Raw genomic sequence first — 20,567 nt, forward strand, 5'->3', positions numbered from 1 at the left:
GCAGACCTGGGAGAAGAAAACATGTTGCAAAGCCTCGAGACGCGGTCCGTGTGGACCGCGAACGATGCCCCCGTTGCCGATGCCGAGACCGTGGTCCTCAGTCACACGGCCGTCAACGACGAGTACCGACACCTCGTGCTGCGCGCCGGCAGGCCGGCGACGCTCGCCGCCCCGGGCCAGTTCTTCCACCTCCTGTGCCCCGCGAGCGGCGCGGACAAGCCCTACCTGCGCCGGCCGATGAGCACCTACAAGGCCGACCCGGAGGCGGGCACGCTCGAATTCCTCTACAAGGTCGCCGGACTCGGCACCCGCGCCCTCGCGACCTTGAAGCCCGGCGACCCGTTCCGCGTGCTCGGCCCGCTCGGCGTCGGCTTCAGCCTCGACGACGACTGGCGCCACATCGTCGTGCTCGGCCGCGGCGTCGGCCTCGCGACGCTCGCCCCGCTCGCCGAGGCTGCGGCCGAAAAGGGCATCGGCGTCACCGCCATCCTGAGCGCCCGCCGACCCGATCTCGTCATGTCTGTCGACCGCTTCGCGGCCGTCGGTGCCGACGTGCGCCCCGTGCTCGACAGCGACGGCTCCAGTACGCCCGAGAATGTACGGGAGATTCTCGCCGGGCTGGCCCGCCAGGGAAGGGCGGATGCCATCTTCACCTGCGGCTCCAACCGCCTGTTCCGCCTCGCCAAGGACTTTGCCCGCGAGGCGGGCATCGCCGGCCAGGTGGCGCTCGAACAGCAGATGGCCTGCGGCATCGGCATGTGCTTCTGCTGCGTGCGCAAGTTCGAGGTCGACGGGGATCTCGTCGACAAGCGCGTGTGCTGGGACGGGCCCGTGTTCGATCTGAAGGAGGCCACCTCATGGTAACGGCCATGTCGTCTCCCGCCGGTTCCTCCGTCTCCCTTGCCGTCGACGTCGGCGGGCTGCGCCTTGCGAACCCCGTCATGCCGGCCTCGGGCACCTTTGCCGAAGGGCTCGACAAGGTGATCGACCTCAATCGCCTAGGCGCCTTCGTGACGAAGACGATCACGCGTGAGTTTCGCGCCGGCAATCCCGTGCCGCGGGTGTGCGAGACCACCGAGGGCCTGATCAACTCGATCGGCATCCCCTCGAAGGGGCTCGACTATTTCCGTGACAACGTGGTGCCGTTCTACCGGGCCTTCTCCCCGCCGCTCGTCGTCTCGATCTCGGCTCCGACGGTGGACGACTTCGCCGCCATGGCGCGCGACCTGACGGTGGCCGGTGTCGCCGCCATCGAGGCCAACATCTCCTGCCCCAACATCGAGGAGGACGGCCGCTCCTTCGCCATGGAGCCGCGCCTGACCGAAACGGTGACGGCCGCCATGCGCAAGGCGACTGCCCTGCCATTGTGGGTGAAGCTGACGCCGAACACCGGCGACATCGTCGCCGTCGCCCGCGCAGCGGAGGTGGGCGGTGCGGATGCGGTCGTGGTCGCCAACACCATCCTCGCCATGCGCATCGACACCGAGACCTTCCGGCCCAAGCTCGGCAACGTGCTCGGTGGCCTCTCGGGGCCGGCGGTGAAGCCCATCGCCCTGCGCATGGTCTACCAGTGCGCCGACAAGCTCACCATTCCCGTCATCGGCTGCGGCGGCATCGCCACCGCTGAGGACGCGGTGGAATTCCTGCTCGCTGGCGCCCGCGCCGTGCAGGTCGGCACGACCACCTTCGTGCGCCCGACGGCTATGATCGACGTCATCGAGGGGCTCTCGGCCTTCTGCGCCCGCCGTGGCATTGCCGATGTCAACGCGCTTGTCGGCGCGGTCGCTGATGGCAACACGGCGCCCGAAGAGGCGGAGGCCGTGCTGTGAAACCGCTCGCTCATCCGACGCGCAACGAGCGCGACTGGGAGGCGCTGGCCGTGGAGGTCTTTGCCGAACTGCACCAACTCGGCTTCGATGGGGTCGGCATCACGCGCCAAGCCTTCGGCGAGGGCGAGGCGGCGGCGATGGCTGTCATGGAGCGCCTTGCCGGGCGCGAGGGCCTTCTTGCCACACGCGATGCCGGGGACAATCTTGTCGTCTCTCTGCCCGACGAGGCGCCCGGGCCTTACATCCTTGTCGGCTCCCATCTCGATTCCGTGCCGCGCGGCGGCAATTTCGACGGTGTGGCGGGCGTACTCGCCGGGCTCATGGTGCTGGCGCGAATGAAGAGCGAGGGCATCACACCACCGCGGCCCGTACGCGTCATCGGCCTGCGCGGCGAGGAATCGCCGTGGTTCGGCAAGCCTTACATCGGCTCGTTGGCCCTGCTCGGGGCGCTGAAGCCGCAGGACCTCGACCTCAGGCAGCGGGACGGCGCGCGCAGCCTCGCCGAGGCGCTCGCCGGTGTCGGCATCGACGTCGAGAAGGTGAGGGAGGGCACGCCCCTCGTCGACAAGCGCGATATTGCCGCCTTCCTCGAATTGCATATCGAGCAGGGCCCCGTGATGGTCGCCCGCGCATGGCCGACGGCGGTCGTCACCGGCATCCGCGGCAACATCCGCCACCAGCGCATCCTGTGCCAGGGCCAGGCCGGCCATTCCGGCGCCGTGCCGCGCTGGCTGCGCAAGGATGCGGTCTTCGCGCTCGCGGAGCTCGTCTCGCGGCTCGACGAGCATTGGCGCGTTCTCCTGGAGCGCGGCCTCGATCTCGTCGTCACCGTCGGCATCGTTGCGACGAACCCCGAGGATCACGCCTCGACCCGCATTCCGGGCGAGGTCGCCTTCTCCTTCGAGATCCGCAGCCAGAGCCGGGAGACGCTCGAAGCCTTCTACGTGCTCTTCGAGACGGAATGCGCCAACATCGCCCGGGACCGGGGCGTGAAGTTCGTCTTCGACCGGCGGCAGGACGCGGCGCCCGGGCGCATGGACGAGGGCTGGGTGAAGCACCTCGTCGAAGCCTCGCGCCGTCTTGGCCTGCCGGCCGAGACCATCGCGAGCGGTGCGGGGCATGATGCGGCCGTCTTCGCCAATGCCGGCATTCCGGCGGCCATGGTCTTCGTGCGCAACGAGCATGGCTCGCACAATCCGGACGAGGCGATGGCGATTGCCGATTTCCTTGCCGGCGTCGATCTGCTCTATGAGGCCCTGACGAAGGAGCCGTAAGATGACCGAGACCATCACCATCCGCCGCCCGGACGACTGGCACGTGCACCTGCGCGACGGCGCCATGCTGAAGGCGGTGCTGCCCTTCACCGTCGCGCAGTTCGGCCGCGCCATCATCATGCCGAACCTCGTGCCGCCGGTGACGACGACGGCGATGGCCGATGCCTATCGCGCGCGCATCATGGCCGCCCTGCCGGCGGGCAGCTGCTTCGAGCCGCTGATGACGCTGTACATGACGGACGACACCGACCCGACCGACGTCCTCTCCGGCTACGAGAGCGGGCGCATCGCCGCGGTGAAGCTCTACCCGCAGCACGCGACGACCAACTCGCATTTCGGTGTCACCGATATCGAGAAGATCCATCCCGTGCTCGCCGCCATGGAGAAGGCGGGAGTGCCGCTGCTCATCCATGGCGAGGTGACGCGGCCGGACGTCGATATCTTCGACCGCGAGGCGGTGTTCATCGACACGGTGCTCGACCCGCTGGTGCAGCGCTTTGCCGGTCTCAAGGTCACGCTGGAGCACGTGACGACGAAGGAGGGCGTGGACTACGTCACCGGCGCGCGCGAGCGTGTGGGCGCCACCATCACGCCGCACCACCTCATCTTCAACCGCAATGCCATCTTCCAGGGCGGCATCCGCCCCCACTACTACTGCCTGCCGATCGCCAAGCGTGAGGTGCACCGGCAGGCGCTGCGCCAGGCGGCGACGTCGGGCAATCCGCGTTTCTTCCTCGGCACCGACACCGCCCCGCATACCCGTACCGCGAAGGAGGCGGCCTGTGGATGCGCCGGGCTGTTCGTGGCGCCGGTCGCGCTTGCGTGCTATGCGCAGGTTTTTGAGGAGGAGGGCGCTCTCGACAGGTTCGAGGCTTTCGCGAGCCTCAACGGCCCGCGCCACTATGGCCTGCCCGCCAACGAGGGAACGATCACCCTCGTGCGCCGGCCGCGGATGGTCGCCGAGGATGTCGCTCTTCCCGCAGGCGAGGCGGTGCACGTCTTCCGTGGTGGCGAGACGGTGTCGTGGGCGGTTGACGACGCGGACAGCGCCGCGGCTGCCGTCGCCTGATTGGACAACCAAACCGGGGGCCGAGGGACCATGGACAAGTCATTCATCGCTTCACAGACGGCCCGTATGATGCTGGAGGTCCAGGCCATCCAGTTCAACGCCGAGAAGCCCTTCATCTTCACCTCGGGCTGGGCGAGCCCGGTCTATGTCGACTGCCGCAAGCTCATTTCCTTCCCGCGCCTGCGCCGGCGGCTGATGGACTTCGCCGCCGAGCAGATCCTGTCCGAGATCGGCACCGAATCATTGGACGCTGTGGCCGGCGGCGAGACGGCGGGCATCCCCTTCTCCGCCTGGCTGGCGGACCGGCTGATGCTGCCGATGCTCTACGTGCGCAAGAAGGCCAAGGGCTTCGGCCGCAATGCGCAGATCGAGGGTGACATCAAGGAAGGCGCGCGCGTCCTCCTCGTCGAGGACCTGACGACGGACGGGCGCTCCAAGCTCGCCTTCGCCGAGGCGCTGCGCCGCGCCGGGGCTGACGTGCAGCACACCTTCGTCGTCTTCCACTACGGCATCTTCAAGGAAAGCACGGCGACGCTCGCGGAGCACGGCATCAAGATGCACGCCCTCGCCACCTGGTGGGACGTGCTCGCCGAGGCGCGCGAGCGCGGCTATTTCGCTGCAAGCACCCTCGACGAGGTGGAGAAGTTCCTGCACGCCCCGGCCGAATGGTCGGCAAGGCACGGCGGCAAGTCGGATTTCTGAGAAGAGTGGCGGTTGGGAGTGGGCAGTCGGCCGTCGGAAATAGGCGGTCTGGCGAGCGGCAGTTGGGCGACCGGCGGTCGGGCGCGATCGGCAGGCGCCGCATGCAGCACGCCATGCGCAGTCCCTAGCGCGTCATGGCCGGGACAAGTCCGGCCACGACGCTGGGAAAGGCTCAGCCCGGGCGATTGGGGGTGCTGCGCATGCGTCCTGGCCGATGGCCGTCTAAAAAATTTGATCCGTGCCGTCTTTTGGGATAGCGTCCCTTTTTAACGTGCACTGTGAGGGAGCGATGAACACGCGCGCGTTGCTTGAGTGGTTCCGCCAGCAGAATGAGGGTCTGCGCACCTATTCGTCCCTGCGCGAGTTGTGTGCCAAGGACATGGCCCCCGGCGCTCCCGATGCGGCGGTGCGACAGCTCCTCGTCTGCGCGCTCGACGGTTTCATCGACCGCTATTTTGGCGAGCCCTTCACGAGCGAGGTGGCCCGCACGGCGCGCGAGAACACGCTCAAGATGCTCGAGGAAGCTGCGGCGGCAAGCGAGGCGGATGCGGCCGGCAAGGTCGCCGCGCTCGACAGGCTGGCCTTCCGCCAGATTGCTGACTGAGCTTCTCCAATATCCTTCGGCCGAAGCCGTGACCGCTGCCGCGGGCGCGGCTTCTTGCGTTTTGGTAGCCACCGCCGCGGCCGGGACGACGCCTACGCAAGGCGCTGCGATTTTCGCGAAAGTCGCTTGAACAGGACCTCGCGCCTCCCCTATTGTAACGATTTAAAGAACCAATTCGCCAGAAGGCGATGGACAAGGGCGAGCCGGTAAGCGGCTGCTCCACGGGACCGGAAACAGTTCGAGAGAGGAGACCTTGATGCGCAGGACTTTCCTGAAAACGCTTGTCGCCGCGGCGGCCGCGGCAACGCTCGCCCTGCCGGGCGCGGCGCTGGCGGCCTATCCGGAGCGGCCGATCACGATGATCGTGCCGTGGGGTGCGGGCGGCGGTACCGATGCGACGGCCCGCATCGTCGGCTCGCTCCTCGAGAAGGAACTCGGCCAGCCGGTCAATGTCGTCAACCGCACGGGCGGCTCGGGCGTGGTGGGGCACGCGGCCATCGCCGACGCTGCGCCGGACGGCTATACGCTCGGCATCATCACCGTCGAGATCGGCATGATGCACTGGCAGGGGCTGACGCAGCTCACCTACGAGAGCTACACGCCGCTCGCCCTCATGAACATCGACCCCGCCGGCGTGCAGGTGCGTGCCGACGCGCCCTACAAGGATGTCAAGGAACTGCTCGCCGCCATCAAGGCGAACCCGGGCAAGTTCAAGGCCTCGGGTACCGGCCAGGGTGGCATCTGGCATCTCGCCCTCGCGGGCATGCTGGCAATGGACGGCATTCCGCCGAACGCAGCCCCGTGGGTGCCCTCGAACGGCGCCGCCCCGGGCCTGCAGGATCTCGTGGCCGGCGGCGTCGAGGTCGTCACCTGCTCAGTGCCGGAGGCGCGTTCGCTCATCGACGCAGGCCGCGTCAAGAGCCTCGCCATCATGGCCGACAAGCGCAGCGACGCCTTCCCCGATCTGCCGACATTGAAGGAAGCGGCCGGCATCGACTGGACGCTCGGCGCCTGGCGCGGCTTCGCCGCTCCCAAGGGGCTGCCGGCCGACATTCAGGACAAGCTCGTCGCCGCGCTCGACAAGATCTACAAGAGCGCCGAGTTCCAGGATTTCATGAAGGGCCGTGGCTTCGGCGTGTCCTGGGCGCCCAAGGACGAGTTCGTTGCCTTCATGAAGCAGAGCAACGAATCGCTCGGTACCGTCATGAAGGAACTGGGGCTCGCCAAGTAGGGCGCCCGACGGGTCAGGCGCCTCACAATCAGGCGCGTCATCGAGGTTGCCCGGGGCATGGCCCGCGCCTGCCACGGGCAACCGATTCGATCCGGCCCGCACCATTCATCAGGCGCCGCGAGTTACCGTTCATGGTCAAGTCGGACATCATCATCGGTTTCATCCTGACGATGCTCGGGGTGGCGGTCATCCTGCACGCGCAGTCCTTCCCCGCCATTCCCGGCCAGGAATATGGCGCCGCCGTCTTCCCGGTGCTGATCGCGGGTGCGCTCGCGATCTGCGGCATCCTCCTCGCCTTCGGCGCCTGGCGGCGCAGGGCCTCGCTCGCCGCGGTTGATCTGGAGCACAGCATGGCCGGTATCACGTCGGCCGGCTGGACGAAGGGGTTGGCAACGATAGCGCTCGTCGTCGGCTATTGCCTGTTCGCGGACCGCATCGGCTTCATTCCCGCGATGGCGATCGTGCTGATGGTGGGCATGCTCATGCTGGGCGTGCGCTGGTGGGTGGCGCTCCTCGTCAGTGCGGCAACGATCCTCGTGATCTATCAGCTCTTTGTCGTTCTGATGCGCGTTCCGCTGCCACGCGGATTGCTCGCACCGTTCCTCTGAGGCGCCCATGCAAGCCATCGAGAAAGCCTTCGGGCTCGTCGCCACGCCGGGCGTGCTCATCTCCGTCCTGCTCGCCTCGGCCTTCGGCATGGTCATCGGCGCCATCCCGGGCCTGACGGCGACGATGGCGATCGCGCTGCTCGTGCCGATCACCTTCTTCATGGATCCACTGCCGGCCGTCGGCGCGATGATCGCCTGCTCGGCCATGGCCATCTTCGCCGGCGACATTCCGAGCACCCTGCTGCGCATTCCCGGCACGCCCGCCTCCGCCGCCTATACGGACGAGGCCTACGCCATGACGCGCAAGGGCGAGGCGGAGACGGCGCTCGGCGCCAACCTCCTGTTCTCGGCCATCGGCGGCCTGTTCGGCACGGCCGTCCTCATCGTCGCCGCGCCGGCCCTTGCCGAGGTGGCCCTCCGGTTCTCGTCCTTCGAATATTTCTGGCTCGCGGTGCTGGGCCTCACCTGCGCCATCTTCATCGGCGCGGTCTCGCCCCTGAAGGGCCTCATCAGCCTCTTCATCGGCCTGCTGGTCGCCACCGTCGGCCTCAACAACCCGGCCGGCGTGCCGCGCTTCACCTTCGGCTATACGGAGCTGATGGGCGGCATCGACTTCATCCCGGCGATGATCGGCCTCTTCGCGGTCTCCGAGGTGCTGCGGGCCATGGTGCATGGCGCAACCGACCTCAAGGTGACGCAGAGCCGGGTCGGCAACCTGTTCCGCAACTGGGGCGGGATGATCAAGACCTACTGGCGCCAGCAGGTGCGGGGCAACACGCTCGGCACGGCCATCGGCATCCTGCCCGGCGCGGGAGCGGACATTGCCGCCTGGGTCGCCTATGCGATGTCGAAGAAGTTTTCGAAGACGCCCGAGAAGTTCGGCAAGGGCCATGTCGAGGGCATCGTCGAGAGCACGTCGGCCAACAATGCGGCCCTTGGCGGCGCGTGGGTGCCGGCGCTCGTCTTCGGCATTCCGGGCGATTCCATCACGGCCGTTGTCATCGGTGTGCTCTTCATCAAGGGGCTCAACCCCGGACCGACGCTCTTCATCAACAATCCCGAGAGCATCTACGCCGTCTTCCTCATCTTCATCCTCGCCAATCTCTTCATGATCCCGCTCGGCTGGGCGGTCATGAAGGGGGCAACGGTCATCCTGCGCGTGCCGCGGCGCGTGCTGATGCCGCTCATCCTCGGCTTCTCGATGGTTGGTGCCTTCGCCGTCAACAACACGGCCTACGGCATCGTCATCATGCTCGCCTTCGGCGTGCTCGGCTTCCTCATGGAGGAGAACGACATTCCCGTTGCGCCATGCATCCTCGGCATCGTGCTCGGGCCGATGATCGAGGAGAACTTCGTGACCTCGATGATCAAGTCGGACGGCAGCTTCCTCGCTTTCTTCGAGCGGCCGATTGCCGGCGCGCTCGGCGTCTTCACCATCCTCGTGGTGCTGAGCCCGCTCATCGGCATGGCGCTGCGGCGCATGCGGCGCCCGGCGGCGAACGCGGCGTGACGGGGAGGGGTCCCGGCTCCCCAAGCAGAAGAACCTTGTGCCCCGGACGCGCCGCAGCCTGACACGATGCGGCGCCGATCCGGGGCCCCTTCATTCGGAGCCTTCGGCAAGTTCTTGCGTTGATTCGCGGCTCGCATTCCGCTTCGCCGCATGCGTGCGGGAAACGAGGTTGCGACAGGCGCGGGCCGCCCCTCGGTCGTCACGTCCGGGCTCGTTGTTCAGCCCGGAGACATCGCCGAAGGCTGTTCGGGGAGATGAAGATCATCATCGCATCGATTGGGCTTGAGGGAGGCCATCCACGCCTTTCAACCCCGCTGCGCGAGCGTCGGCGGCGTGGATGCCCGCGACGAGCGCGGGCATGACGTGGAGACGGCTGCGCAAACGGAGCGGGGAGCGTGGCACAACCTCTCCACCCGTCTTGGCCGGGCTTGTCCCGGCCATCCACGCCTTTCAATCCCGCGCGAGCGTCACGGCCTGGATGCCCGCGGCGGGCGCGGGCATCACGCGGCGGCGGCTCCTCGCCGGTCGCCTCACACCGGCGGCGTCTTGCCCGTGCCGAGATCCCAGTAGAGCCCGGCCATGAGGCCGAGAGCCTCGCGCGCGATCGCGACCGGCAGGTGCTCGTTCGGCGCATGTTGCGAGCAGCCGGGGTAGGAGTGCGGCACCCAGATAGTGCGCAGGCCGAGCACCTCGGAAAAGATGTCGTTGGGCAGCGAGCCGCCGAGATTGGGCAGGATCGCCGGCTTCTTGCCGGTGGTCTGCGCGATGGAGCCGACCGCCCAGGTCACCCACGGGTCCTCCGGATCGAGCCGGGTGGCGTGGAAGATCTCGTCGCGGCTCTTCTCGACCTTGACCATCGTGAAGCCGTGCCGGGCGAGGTGGCGCCGCAGGGCCGGCAGCACCTCCTCGGGATCCACGCCGACGACGAAGCGCAGCTGGCAGCGCGCCCAGGCCTTGGGCGGCACGGCATTGACCGGCGTCTCGGGATTGCCGGCCTTCATGGCGAGCACGTCGAAGGAGCACCAGCCGAAGACCTGCTCGGCCGGGCTGAGGCCGGGCTCGCCCCATTCGGGATCGATGGTCGGGCCGTCCGGGCCGCCATCCACCTCACAGTCGGCGAGCACGCGGCGCACGCTCTCGGGCAGCTCCTTCGGCACCCATTCGTGGATGCGGATCTGCCCCGTCGGCGAGACGATGGTGGAGATGGCGTGGGCGAGCTGGATGGCGGGATCCGACAGGAGGCCGCCCCAGTTGCCGGAATGGTGGCCGCCCTCGCGGGCGTCGATCGTCACGTCGAAGGTCACGCCGCCGCGCGAGCCGAGGAAGACCGTTGGCCGCTCGGCGTTGAGCCGCGGCCCGTCCGAGCCGATGAGCACGTCCGCCCTGAACAGCTCCTTCTGCTCGGCGCAGAGCTCGCGCAGGCCGGGCGAGCCCATCTCCTCGCCCATCTCGATGAGATACTTGGCGTTGAAGCCCAGCTTGCCGCGCGTCTCCAAGACGGCCTTCAGCGCCGCGATGTTGATGACGTGCTGGCCCTTGTTGTCGACGACGCCGCGGCCGTACCAGCGGTCGCCCACCTCCGTCAACTGCCAGGGCGAGAGACCCTCCTTCCAGTCTTTGTCGAGGCCGCGGATGACGTCGCCGTGGCCGTAGCCGAAGATGGTCGGCAGGGCGGGATCCTCGATGCGCTCGGCATAGAGGAAGGGGGCGCGCGCCTTCGGGTGCTCGAGGAGGCGGCAGGCGAAGCCCAGCGCCTCGAGGGCAGGCACCATCTCCTTGACGAGATAGTCGCGCAGCACGGGCGCGCGCTCCGGGTTCTGGCTCTCTGTCGGCATGGCGACGAGGCGCGCCAGGTCGGTCTTGAGGGCTCCAGAATCGAAGTAGTCTTCGGCGCGGGCGATGGCCGCTTCACGGGTCATGGTGTCTGGCACTCCTTGCGGGTGGAACGGCGGGGCTCACGGCGCCACTGCCGGAAAGGGAGAGACCTGCTCGTAGGCGCGCACGAGCTGCAGCACGGAGAGGTCGTCGCGCGGCCGCCCGACGAGCTGCATGCCCATGGGCAGGCCGGCAGCATTGAAGCCGACGGGGACGGAAACGGCCGGGCAGCCGGAGAGGGTGACGGGCGCCACCACCTCCATCCAGCGGTGGTAGCTGTCCATCGTCCGGCCGGCGATCGCCTTCGGCCATTCCTCCTCGATCGGGAAGGGGAAGACCTGCGCCGCCGGCAGGGCGAGATAGTCGAAGCGCTCGAAGAGCCTGAGCACGCTCGCGTACCAGGCCGAGCGCACGGTGCTCGCCTCGTAGAGCGCATCGGCGCTCAGCCGCTGGCCGCCCTCGATCTCCCAGCGCACGGAGAACTTGAGCTTCTCGCGCTTCTCCGGATCGTCGTAGAGCGCCTTCAGCTTGCCGCCGACCATGAAATGGCGCAGCGCGACGAAGGCCTGCCACAGGGCCTCGAAGTCGAAGGCCGGCACGTGTGGCTCGACGACGAGGCCGGCGTCGGCAAGGTGCCGCAGGCCGCCCTCGCACAGGGCGAGGATGCCGTCCTCCATGGCAAGGTGCCCGCTAAGGTCGCCGAGCCAGGCGATGCGCTTGCCCTTGAGGTCGGTATCGAGCGCGGCTTCGTAGTCGTGCCCGCTGCCGTCGAGCGACAGCGGCGCGCGCGGATCGTGCCCCGCCTGGACGGAAAGGAGCCGCGCGAGGTCCGCCGCATTGCGCGCCATCGGCCCCTCGGTGCCGAGCTGGGTGAAGAAGCCTTCCGGCGCGGGCAGGCTCGGCACGCGGCCCTGGGACGGGCGGAAGCCGAAGATGTTGTTGTAGGCAGCCGGGTTGCGCAGCGAGCCGCCGAAGTCGCTGCCATCGGCGACGGGCAGCATGCGCGTGGCGAGCGCCACGGCCGCCCCGCCGCTCGACCCGCCGGCCGTGCGGGCGGGCGCATAGGCGTTGCGGGTCGCGCCGAAGACGGGGTTGTAGGTGTGCGAGCCGAGGCCGAATTCCGGGGTGTTCGTCTTGCCGATGATGATGGCACCGGCGGCGCGCATGCGGGCCACCGCGATGGCATCGGCCGGCGGCACGAAATCGGCGAAGAGCGGCGAGCCGAAGGTGGTGGTGAGGCCCTTCGTCGGCGCGAGGTCCTTGATGGCCTGCGGTAGGCCGTGTAGCGGACCCGCCGCCTCGCCCCTGGCGAGCGCAGCGTCCGCCGCATCCGCCTCGGCGAGGATGTCCGCGCGCGGGCGCAGGGACACGATGGCGTTGTAGGTCGGGTTGATCGCCGCGATATGGTCGAGAAAGGCGCCGATCACCTCGCGCGCCGAGACGTCCCGCCGCTTTACGAGACGGGCGAGCGTTCCGGCGTCGAGGCGGCACAGCTCCGGCGCCTTGCCGGTGATGTCGCCCGTCGGGTTCGCTGCAGCAAGGCGCATGGCGCCTCTCCTTCAGTGGGGCGCCGGGCCTTGCCCGTGGAGATGGCAGGCGACGGCGCCCGTCTCGTCGCGCAGGATCTGCGGCACCACGCTCGCGCATTGCGGCAGCCGCTCGGGGCAGCGCGGGTGGAAGGGGCAGCCCGAGGGCGGGTTGAGCGGGTCGGGAAAGGCGATGCCGAGCCCCGTGTCCGGGATGCCGAGCCCGGGCTCCGGCGTCAGCACCGAGGCGAGCAGCGCCTTGGTGTAGGGATGGCGCGGGGCCTTGAAGAGCGCCGCCGTCTCGGCGAGCTCGACGACGCGGCCAAGATACATCACCGCGACGCGCGTCGCGATGTGCTCGACGACGGCGAGGTTGTGGCTGATGAAGACATAGGTGAGGTTGAGCTCGCGCCTGAGGTCCATCAGGAGGTTGAGGATCTGCGACTGCACCGACACGTCGAGCGCCGAGGTCGGCTCGTCGCAGACGACCACCTCGGGCTTCATGACGAGCGCGCGCGCGATGGCGACGCGCTGGCGCTGGCCGCCGGACAGCTCACGCGGATAGCGGTCGGCGAAGCGCTGCGGCAGTCCGACCTTGTCGAGCATCTCGATCGTCATCTTCCGCCGCTCGGCCGCCGTGCCGATGCCGTGCACCTCGAGCGGCAAGGCCACGATGGAGGCGATGGTGCGGCGCGGATTGAGCGAGGAATAGGGATCCTGGAACACCGGCTGCACGCGCCGGGCCATGCCCTTGCGGCCGAGGCTGCGGATGTCCTGCCCCTCGAGCGTGATCGCGCCGGCACTCGGCGGCAGGAGGCCGAGCAGCATGCGCGCGAGGGTGGACTTGCCGCAGCCGGATTCTCCGACGATGGCGAGCACCTCGCCCTGGCGGATGTCGAGCGAGATGCCGTTCACGGCATGGAGCGTGCGCTTGCCCTTGAACATGCCACGGCTCACCTCGAAGGAGCGGGTGAGGTCGTGCGCTTCGATGAGAGCCGTCATGCCGCGTTCTCCAGGATGCAGCGCCAGCGGTGGCCGTCCGCGGTCTCGCGCACGGGCGGGGCGTCGAGGCAGGCCTGTTGGGCCTTGGTGCAGCGATCACGGAAGCTGCAGCCGCGCACCTCCCCGACGAGCGAGGGCACGACGCCGGGAATGACGCCGAGGCGCCCGCCGGGCTCGGTGCGGCCGGGCACAGGGATACACGCGATCAGCCCCTGCGTGTAGGGATGGCGCGGGGCGTTGAAGAGGGAGGCTGTCGGGCCCTCCTCCACGATCTGGCCGGCGTACATCACCGCCACCCGGTCGGCGATGCGCGCCACGATGCCGAGGTCGTGCGTGATCAGCACCATGGCGATGCCGAGCTCCCGCTGCAGGTCGGCGAGCAGGCGCAGGATCTGGGCCTGGATGGTGACGTCGAGCGCCGTCGTCGGCTCGTCGGCGATGAGCAGTTCCGGCCCGCACATCAGCGCCATGGCGATCATGACACGCTGGCGCAGGCCGCCCGAGAGCTGGTGCGGATATTGCCCGAGGCGCTCGGCGGCATTGGCGATGCCGACCTTGCCGAGCAGGAAGACGGCGCGCTCGCGCGCCTCCACCTCCGAGGCCTTCTTGTGCAGGCAATAGGCTTCGACAAGCTGATTGCCGATGGTGTAGGCGGGGTTGAGCGCCGTCATCGGCTCCTGAAAGATCATCGACATGCTGTTGCCGCGCAGCGCGTTGATGCGGCCCTTGCCGGCGCGCGACAGGTCCTCGCCCGCGAAGGCGAGACGCCGCGCCGTCTTCGTCGCGGCCTTCGGCAGGAGGTCCATGATCGCGAGCGAGGTCATGGACTTGCCGCAGCCCGATTCACCGACGAGGCAGAGCGTCTCGCCGCGCTTCACGGAAAAGGAGATGTCGCGCACGGCGTGCAGCGTGCCGCCCGCGGTCCTGATGTCGACGCTGAGGCCGTCGACCTCGAGAACGATGTCGCTGGAATTGGCCATGCCGTCAGCTCCGTCCTTCGGGGGCGATGATGTCGCGCAGGCCGTCGCCGGCGAGGTTGATGGCGAAGATGAGCAGCGCCAGCGCCGTGCCGGGGATGGCGATGAGCCAGAAGGAGAAGAACATGTAGGCCTTCGCCTCCGAGATCATCAGGCCCCAGGAGGGCAGGGGCGGCTGCACGCCGAGGCCGAGGAAGGAGAGGGCGGCTTCGAGCAGGATGGCGCTCGCCGCCTCCAGAGTCGCGACGACGATGAGGTGCGGGGCGATGTTGGGCAGCACTTCGCCCAGGACGATGCGCGTCGTCGAGGCGCCGGCCGCCTCCGCCGCCGCCACATAGTCGAGCGAGCGCACCTGTTGCGTCGCGCTGCGCATGACGACGGCGAAGCGGTCCCATTTCAGGAAGCCGAGCACCAGGATGACGATCCACAGCGAGCCGCCGATCATGGCGACGACGGCGAGCGCCACGAGGATCACCGGCATCGACAGGCGCGTGGTGACGAGGAAGGTGACGAGCATGTCGACCTTGCCGCCGAAATAGCCGGCCGCGAGCCCCAGCGTCGTGCCGATGAGGCCGGAGATGATGACGACGCTGATGCCGATGAGCAGCGAGATGCGCGCGCCGTAGATGACGCGCGAGAGATAGTCGCGCCCGAGCTGGTCGGTGCCCAGCGGGTGGACCCAGGAGCCCTTGGCGTACCAGAAGGGCGGCACGTTGCGGGCGCTGAGGTTCTGCAGATAGGGATCGTGCGGCGCGAGCACCGGCGCAAGGAGCGCGATGAGCACGATGGCGGCGACGATACCGATGCCAATGACGAAGGCCTTCTGCCCCAGCACGCGGCGCATGAGGCGGGAGTAGGCGGTGGGCTCTGCCGCGGCGGGCAGGGAAAGCGGTTCGCTCGTCATGTCATGCCACCCGGATGCGCGGGTCGAGCCAGGCGTTCGCGATATCCGCCGCGAGCGTCAGCAGAACGTAGAGGACGGAGAGCATGAGGACGATCACCTGCATCACGGGAAAATCCTTGAAGGTGATGCTCTGGTAGGCGAGGTAGCCGAGCCCATCGAGGGCGAAGATGGTCTCGATGACCACCGAGCCGCCGAGCAGGAAGCCGAGCTGCACGGCCGTGAGGGCGACGACCGGCACCACCGCGTTGCGCAGGGCGTGCTTGAAGATGACCTTGCGCGTCGGCAGGCCCTTGGCGCGGGCGGTGCGGATGTAGTCCGCCGACAGCACCTCGATCATGCCGGCGCGGATGAGCCGCATGAAGGCCGGCGCGACGTAATAGCCGAGCGCGATGGTCGGCATGATGAAATTCGCCCATGTCTTCGAGCCCGAGACCGGCAGCCAGCGCAGCGTGATGGAGAACAGCATCACGAGGATGAGGGCGAAGAAGAAGTTGGGCAGCGCCTGCCCGACGACGGCGATGGCGAGCGCCAGGCGGTCGATCCAGCTGTTGGCATAGACGGCGGCGAGCACGCCGAGCGGGATCGAGACGAGGAGCGCGAAGCCGAGGGAGAGGACGCCGAGCAGCAGCGTCGTCGGCAGCTTGGCGAAGACGAGCGTGGCGACATCGGTCTTGAAGTAGATCGACGTGCCGAAGTCACCCCGGAGCGTGTTCCACAGCCACTCGACATATTGCACCACGAGGGGCCGGTCGAGGCCGTAGGTGCGCCGCACGAGCTCGATGTCCTCCTGCCGCGCGCCCTCGCCGGCGATCGCGATGGCGACATCGCCCGACATGCGCAAGAGGAAGAAGGCGATGGCCGAGACGGCGAGCGCGACGAGCAGCGCCAGCCCCAGTCGTTTCAGAATATAGCCGATCATGGGCCGTTCTCCGGGCTCTTGCTCCGGTTGGGCGCCAACTCCCCTCCCCTTGTGGGGAGGGGTAGGGGTGGGGGTCGTCACCGGCGAGTGTGCCGCCGTTCGTTTGGCACCGCCCCCCTCCCTAACCCTCCCCACAAGGGGGGAGGGAACAGGGCGCGCACGCTCCGACGTTCAGCTGGAACAGTCCCCAGCTACTCGGGCGGTCCTTACTTCTTCCAGGTCATTTCCCAGAAGCGCGGCATCTCGTCCGGATAGGCGCGGAAGTCGAGGTCTGCCGTGGCGACGTAATAGACCGGCAGCGAATAGAGCGGCACGGCATAGGCCTTCTCGGCGATGCGGGTCAGCGCTTCCTTGTAGGAGGCGTTGCGCACGGCCGGGTCGACCGAGTTGTCGCCCTTGTTCAGCGCGTCACGCACTTCAGGATCGCGCGAGATGTCGTCGTCGCCCATGGCGAAATAGACCGGCGTCGAGGCCGAGACGTCGTTGACCGAGAACGAGCCCCAGGTCTGGTGCGTCAGCATCGCCTTGTTGCCGCGGATCTGCTCGCGCATCGCGGCATATTGCAGGAAGCGCAGGTTGGCCTTGATGCCGACCGCCTGCAGGTAGCCGATGATGGCTTCCGTCTGGTTGCGCTCACGATAGGCGACGATGTCGAGCTCGAGCCCGTTGGGAAAGCCCGCTTCGGCGAGGAGCGCCTTGGCCTTCTCCGGGTCGTACGGATACTTCGGCGCGCCGTGGTCGGTGCAGCCGAACTGCGAGGGGAAGCAGATCGTGTTGATGACGCGCGAGCCCTTGCCGACGATCTCCTTCACCATCGTCTCGCGGTCGATGGCGTGGATGATGGCCTTGCGCACGCGCTCGTCCTTGAGCGCGGGGGCGGGCGTGCCCTCCTGCGAATTCATCTGCATGAAGACGATGCGCATCGTCTCGCCCGAGACGACCTGCAGGTGGGGCGCGGCCTCGAGCTGCTCGGCCTGGTCCTTCGGCACGTGCATGATGAAGTCGACGCCGCCCGAGATGGCCTCGGCCATCTGCGTCTGCCGGTCCGGGATGAAGCGGATCTCGACCTTCCCGATCGTGGGCTTCGGCTTCGGCGAATCGGCGAAATAATCCGGGTTCGTCTCGAGCACGATCGACTTGCCGGGGACGTATTCCGTCACCTTGTAGGGGCCGGAGCCGACCGGCTTGTCGTTCTGGCCGGCCGGGCCGACCTTCTCGTAATATTCGTTCGGGTGGATCACCACCGGCCCGGCGAGATATTCGATGGCCGCGGGGAAGACCTTCTTGGTCGTGATGCGGACTTTGTATTTGTCGAGCTTCTCGGCCTTCTCGATCCAGCTGACGTTCTGCTGGGTGGTGACCTTGTTCTCGGGCTTCGAGACGAAGTTCAGCGTGTAGACGACGTCGTCGGCGTCGAATTCCTCGCCGTTGTGGAACTTGATGCCCTCGCGCAGCTCGACCTCGAGCGTGCGGTCGTCGACCCATTTCCAGCTCTTGGCGAGCTGGCCCTTGTAGTCGTTCGTGATGGGATCGCGGTAGATCAGCGTGTCCCAGACGTGCTGACCGATGATCACGCCGATGCGGACGTTGTTGAAGAACGGATCGACGCTTTCCGGCGCCTGGTCATAGGCCATGACGACGGAATTGTCGCTCTTGCCGGCGAAGGCCGGCGCGGAGAGCGCCAGGGCGCTGACCGCGGCAAGGGTCGTGAGCTTGATCAGGTTGCGCATGTTCACCCTCTTTCTGGCGGAACGTGGCAACCCCGACGCCAATTATGACGCAGCGCCTGCGCCTCTCGCGCGCGGCGGCTCCGTCACCGGCTCTGACCGGTTGTTCCCCGTTCCCTTGGCTGGAGGGGGCATTTTCGCCCTCCTCCGTTGCGAGCCGGCCAAGCCGGTCCGAGCGCATATTTTCAGAACACGACTACACTTTCTGCAATTATATTGTTTCGAAACTTTCATTGCCGATTTGGCAAGGCAGAGGATGACGCGTCATGCAAGGCACGGCCCTGCGCTATTTTCTGGAGGTGGTGCGCACCGGCTCCGTGAGCGAGGCGTCGAGCCGGCTCAACGTGGCCGCCTCCGCCGTCTCGCGGCAGATCGCCAAGCTTGAGCGCGACCTCGGCAGCCGCCTGTTCGAGCGGCGGCCGCGCGGCATGGTGCTGAGCGAGGCCGGCCGCCTACTCGCCACCTATGCGCGGCGCATGGCGCTGGAAGGCGAGCGGGTGGTGGGCCGCATCCGCGAGCTCGAGGGCCTCGCCCGCGGCGAGGTGCGGATCGCGACGACGGAGGGCTTCGCGCTCGACATGATGCCCGAGGCGATCGTCGCCTTCCGCCGCCGCTACGAGGGCATCCGGTTTGACCTCGCGGTCGTCCCGTTCACGGCGGTGACGCGCCTCGTGCAGAACGGCGATGTCGACATCGGCGTCACCTTCGGCCTCGCGCCGTCGCCGGACGTCAAGGTGCAGCGCGCCTGGCCGGCGCCGATCCTTGCCGTGATGACGCCGGACCATCCGCTCGCCGCCCGCGAGAGCCTGACGCTGCAGGACCTGCGCGACCATCCCATCACCTTGTCGGAGGCGAACACGACGCTGCGCCAGCTCGTCGACATGGCCTGCGCCGACGAGGGAGTGGCGCTGGAGCCGGTGCTCATCACCAATTTCGTCTCCGCGCAGCGCCGCTTCGTCGAGACGAAGGGCGGCGTGCTCGTCGCTTCGCCCTTGTCGATGGTCTCGGGCCTCGTTTCGGGCCGGCTCGTCGCCCGCCCGGTGCGCTCCGAGCTCCTCCACCGCCGCCGCTTCGAGATCCAGACGATGCTGGACCGCACGCTGCCGACGGCGGCCGAGGCCTTCGTCGCCTTCCTCAGCGAACATATCGACAACGACCTTGCCGCGCTGTCGCAGGTGCTCGGCTTCCTCGTCTATCTCGCGCATACGGAGGCGGAAGCCGAGATTTGATCAACCGCAAGGACGTCCGCCGGGCGTGCCGTCATGGTCGGGCAACGCCGGGCCTTCGCGCCGGCAAGTCGTTCGAGAGGTTGGTCGATGAACGAGGACAAGGCGTCCGCCTATGGCGACGAGCGCCTGCCGCGCTATACGAGCTACCCCACCGCTCCGCATTTCTCGGATGCCGTGACGGCAGACGTCTATGCGCGCTGGCTGGGCGAACTGTCGCCGGATCTGTCGGCCTCGCTCTATCTGCACGTGCCGTTCTGCCGGCAGATGTGCTGGTATTGCGGCTGCAACACCACCGTGATGCGCTCGGATGCGCCGATCTCGGCCTATGTCGCCGAGCTCTGCCGAGAGATCGACACGGTGGCCGGTTGCGTGCCGCATCCCCTGACGGTCGGCCACGTGCATTTCGGCGGCGGCACGCCGACGATCGTCGCGCCGCATGAGTTCCTGGCGCTGATGGCATTGCTGCGCCGGCGCTTCGATCTCGGCCCCGATGCGGAAGTCGCCGTCGAGATCGACCCGCGACGCCTCGAGCGGCCGATGGCGCAGGCCCTCGGCGAGGGCGGCGTCAACCGCGCCAGCCTCGGCGTGCAGAGCTTCGACCCCCTGGTGCAGCAAGCCATCAACCGTGTGCAGAGCTATGCCGTCACGGCCGCCTCGGTCGAGATGCTGCACGAAGCGGGCATCACGGCCGTCAATTTCGACCTGATCTACGGCCTGCCGCACCAGACCGTCCAATCCTGCCGCGAGACGGCGCGCCAGTGCCTGGCGCTGCGGCCGGCGCGCTTATCCGTCTTCGGCTATGCGCACGTTCCATCCTTCAAGCCGCACCAGCGCCTCATCGACGAGGCGGCTTTGCCGAACGGCGCCGAGCGGCGGCGGCAGGCAGAGGCGATCGCCGAGGTCCTGTGCGCGGGCGGCTACCGCCGCATCGGCTTCGACCATTATGCCCTGCCGGACGACGAACTCTCCATCGCCGAGCGGGAAGGGCGCCTGCACCGCAATTTCCAGGGCTATACGAGCGACGCCTGCGACGTGCTCGTCGGCTTCGGCGCCTCCGCCATCGGCCGCCTGCCCCAGGGCTATGTGCAGAACGAGCCGCTGCCGCGCCGCTATTCCAGGCTGATTGGGGAGAGGGGCCTCGCCACCGTCAAGGGCTACGCCCTGACCGCCGACGACCGGCTGCGGGCCGACATCATCGAGCGTCTCATGTGTGATTTGGCCGTCGACGTGGGTGCCATCTGCGCCCGGCACGGCACGGATCCGGCGCCGCTCATGAACGCGCCGCGGCTCGGCGACGTGGTCCGCGACGGGCTCGCCCGTATCGAAGGCCATGTCGTGCGCGTGCCCGACGAGGCCCGCTTCCTCGTGCGCACCATCGCCGCCGCCTTCGACGCCTATCTCGGCCAGGGCGGCCGCGCCCACAGCCGCGCGGTGTGAGGAGAGGGACGCCCCGCACGCAGGCCTTTCCCGGACGCGTTGAGCGAAGCGCCGGCGGGTGGACCCCGGCTCAGTACCGCATCATTTCGTGCTGCGGTGCGTCCGGGGGCGAGGATGTTCTGTGGTGGAGGGCAACCCTTCGGC

Annotated in this window: 18 protein-coding genes; 11 read left to right on the forward strand and 7 right to left on the reverse strand. The window is 68.1% G+C overall.

Annotated elements, in window-relative coordinates:
- Positions 1-21 precede the first annotated feature (21 nt).
- From BOQ54_RS06310 to BOQ54_RS06350, 9 genes are all read left to right on the forward strand, one after another.
- Positions 22-864, forward strand: coding sequence for a dihydroorotate dehydrogenase electron transfer subunit (locus BOQ54_RS06310; protein WP_055459158.1), 843 nt, complete (start codon positions 22-24; stop codon positions 862-864).
- Complete coding sequence (locus BOQ54_RS06315) at positions 858-1,829, forward strand: dihydroorotate dehydrogenase (RefSeq protein ID WP_245280518.1); 972 nt, start codon at positions 858-860, stop codon at positions 1,827-1,829. The genes BOQ54_RS06310 and BOQ54_RS06315 overlap by 7 nt, the downstream gene beginning before the upstream one ends.
- Entirely contained in the window at positions 1,826-3,103 is a 1,278-nt protein-coding gene (locus BOQ54_RS06320; protein WP_071923542.1) for a hydantoinase/carbamoylase family amidase, read from the forward strand. Before BOQ54_RS06315 ends, BOQ54_RS06320 begins: the two co-directional genes overlap by 4 nt.
- Before the next feature lies 1 nt (position 3,104).
- Positions 3,105-4,172: a dihydroorotase gene (gene pyrC, locus BOQ54_RS06325; RefSeq protein ID WP_071923543.1), complete on the forward strand. Its 1,068-nt coding sequence runs from the start codon at positions 3,105-3,107 to the stop codon at positions 4,170-4,172.
- Between the two features lie 30 nt (positions 4,173-4,202).
- Positions 4,203-4,874 carry an orotate phosphoribosyltransferase gene (locus BOQ54_RS06330; RefSeq protein WP_055459155.1) on the forward strand — a complete coding sequence of 224 codons (672 nt, stop codon included), beginning with the start codon at positions 4,203-4,205 and terminating at the stop codon, positions 4,872-4,874.
- A gap of 289 nt (positions 4,875-5,163) precedes the next feature.
- A complete protein-coding gene (locus tag BOQ54_RS06335; RefSeq protein ID WP_063187623.1) occupies positions 5,164-5,478 on the forward strand; it encodes a hypothetical protein in 315 nt (104 codons plus the stop codon).
- 256 nt (positions 5,479-5,734) lie between these two features.
- A complete protein-coding gene (locus BOQ54_RS06340) occupies positions 5,735-6,709 on the forward strand; it encodes a tripartite tricarboxylate transporter substrate binding protein (protein WP_063187621.1) in 975 nt (324 codons plus the stop codon).
- A 131-nt stretch (positions 6,710-6,840) separates the two neighbouring features.
- Entirely contained in the window at positions 6,841-7,317 is a 477-nt protein-coding gene (locus BOQ54_RS06345) for a tripartite tricarboxylate transporter TctB family protein (RefSeq protein WP_055459152.1), read from the forward strand.
- 7 nt (positions 7,318-7,324) lie between these two features.
- Positions 7,325-8,827 (forward strand): tripartite tricarboxylate transporter permease, encoded by a 1,503-nt coding sequence (locus BOQ54_RS06350; RefSeq protein ID WP_055459151.1) that lies wholly within the window; start codon positions 7,325-7,327, stop codon positions 8,825-8,827.
- A 530-nt stretch (positions 8,828-9,357) separates the two neighbouring features.
- Here BOQ54_RS06350 and BOQ54_RS06355 read toward each other — a convergent pair.
- The 7 genes from BOQ54_RS06355 to BOQ54_RS06385 all read right to left on the reverse strand — a co-directional run bounded on the left by BOQ54_RS06355 (position 9,358) and on the right by BOQ54_RS06385 (position 17,760).
- On the reverse strand, positions 9,358-10,746 hold the full coding sequence (locus tag BOQ54_RS06355) for a M20 family metallopeptidase (RefSeq protein WP_071923544.1): 1,389 nt from the start codon (positions 10,744-10,746) through the stop codon (positions 9,358-9,360).
- Between the two features lie 36 nt (positions 10,747-10,782).
- Complete coding sequence (locus BOQ54_RS06360; RefSeq protein ID WP_071923545.1) at positions 10,783-12,249, reverse strand: amidase; 1,467 nt, start codon at positions 12,247-12,249, stop codon at positions 10,783-10,785.
- A gap of 12 nt (positions 12,250-12,261) precedes the next feature.
- Complete coding sequence (locus BOQ54_RS06365; protein ID WP_055459148.1) at positions 12,262-13,230, reverse strand: ABC transporter ATP-binding protein; 969 nt, start codon at positions 13,228-13,230, stop codon at positions 12,262-12,264.
- Positions 13,227-14,210: an ABC transporter ATP-binding protein gene (locus tag BOQ54_RS06370; RefSeq protein WP_055459147.1), complete on the reverse strand. Its 984-nt coding sequence runs from the start codon at positions 14,208-14,210 to the stop codon at positions 13,227-13,229. The genes BOQ54_RS06365 and BOQ54_RS06370 overlap by 4 nt, the downstream gene beginning before the upstream one ends.
- Before the next feature lie 4 nt (positions 14,211-14,214).
- A complete protein-coding gene (locus tag BOQ54_RS06375) occupies positions 14,215-15,111 on the reverse strand; it encodes an ABC transporter permease (RefSeq protein ID WP_055459146.1) in 897 nt (298 codons plus the stop codon).
- A 1-nt stretch (position 15,112) separates the two neighbouring features.
- Entirely contained in the window at positions 15,113-16,030 is a 918-nt protein-coding gene (locus BOQ54_RS06380; RefSeq protein WP_019402429.1) for an ABC transporter permease, read from the reverse strand.
- Between the two features lie 206 nt (positions 16,031-16,236).
- Positions 16,237-17,760 carry an ABC transporter substrate-binding protein gene (locus tag BOQ54_RS06385; protein WP_063187599.1) on the reverse strand — a complete coding sequence of 508 codons (1,524 nt, stop codon included), beginning with the start codon at positions 17,758-17,760 and terminating at the stop codon, positions 16,237-16,239.
- Positions 17,761-18,023: 263 nt separating this feature from the next.
- Between BOQ54_RS06385 and BOQ54_RS06390 the strand changes: the two genes are divergently transcribed.
- Both BOQ54_RS06390 and hemN read left to right on the forward strand, forming a co-directional pair.
- The gene (locus BOQ54_RS06390; RefSeq protein ID WP_071923546.1) at positions 18,024-18,986 is read left to right on the forward strand and encodes a LysR family transcriptional regulator; all 963 of its coding nucleotides are present in this window, start codon (positions 18,024-18,026) and stop codon (positions 18,984-18,986) included.
- An 87-nt stretch (positions 18,987-19,073) separates the two neighbouring features.
- On the forward strand, positions 19,074-20,423 hold the full coding sequence (gene hemN / locus BOQ54_RS06395) for an oxygen-independent coproporphyrinogen III oxidase (protein WP_063187596.1): 1,350 nt from the start codon (positions 19,074-19,076) through the stop codon (positions 20,421-20,423).
- Positions 20,424-20,567 lie beyond the last annotated feature (144 nt).

The sequence above is a fragment of the Chelatococcus daeguensis genome (assembly GCF_001887265.1).
Taxonomy (GTDB): Bacteria; Pseudomonadota; Alphaproteobacteria; order Rhizobiales; family Beijerinckiaceae; genus Chelatococcus_A; species Chelatococcus_A sambhunathii.